General features: G+C 70.3%; 1 protein-coding gene. It reads left to right on the top strand.

The features are described from left to right. A partial coding sequence (locus tag HWX25_RS32640) for an acetyl-CoA C-acetyltransferase (protein ID WP_175912714.1) occupies positions 1–930 on the top strand: 930 nt, incomplete at both ends.

The raw sequence follows: 930 nt of genomic DNA on the forward strand, positions 1-930 counted from the left end.
ATGACGGACGTAGTGATCGTATCGGCCGCGCGGACCGCGGTCGGCAAATTCGGCGGCTCGCTCGCGAAGATCGCGGCACCGGAGCTGGGCGCGACGGTGATTCGCGCGGTGCTGGAGCGTTCGGGCGTGAAGCCCGAGCAGGTGAGCGAAGTGATCATGGGCCAGGTGCTGGCGGCGGGCTCGGGGCAGAACCCGGCGCGCCAGTCGCTGATCAAGGCCGGCCTGCCGAACGCGGTGCCGGGCATGACGATCAACAAGGTGTGCGGCTCGGGTCTGAAGGCGGTGATGCTGGCGGCGAACGCGATCGTGGCGGGCGACGCGGACATCGTGATCGCGGGCGGCCAGGAAAACATGAGCGCGGCGCCGCACGTGCTGCCGGGCTCGCGCGACGGGTTCCGGATGGGCGACGCGAAGCTGGTCGACACGATGATCGTCGATGGCCTGTGGGACGTGTACAACCAGTACCACATGGGCATCACGGCGGAGAACGTCGCGAAGGAATACGGGATCACGCGCGAGGAGCAGGACGCGTTCGCGGCGCTGTCGCAGAACAAGGCGGAAGCCGCGCAGAAGGCCGGGCGCTTCGACGCCGAGATCGTGCCGGTGTCGATTCCGCAGCGCAAGGGCGAGCCGCTGCAGTTCGCGACCGACGAGTTCGTGCGTCACGGCGTGACGGCGGAATCGCTGGCGGGGCTGAAGCCGGCGTTCTCGAAGGACGGCTCGGTGACGGCGGCGAACGCGTCGGGGCTGAACGACGGCGCGGCGGCGGTGCTGGTGATGTCGGCGCAGAAGGCGGCGGCGCTCGGCCTGACGCCGCTCGCGCGGATCAAGGCATACGCGAACGCGGGCGTGGATCCGAGCGTGATGGGCATGGGTCCGGTGCCGGCATCGCGCCGCTGCCTGGAGCGAGCGGGCTGGACGCCGGGCGAC

Origin of the sequence: Burkholderia sp. BCC1640, assembly GCF_902833125.1 — a bacterium.
GTDB lineage: Bacteria > Pseudomonadota > Gammaproteobacteria > Burkholderiales > Burkholderiaceae > Burkholderia > Burkholderia diffusa.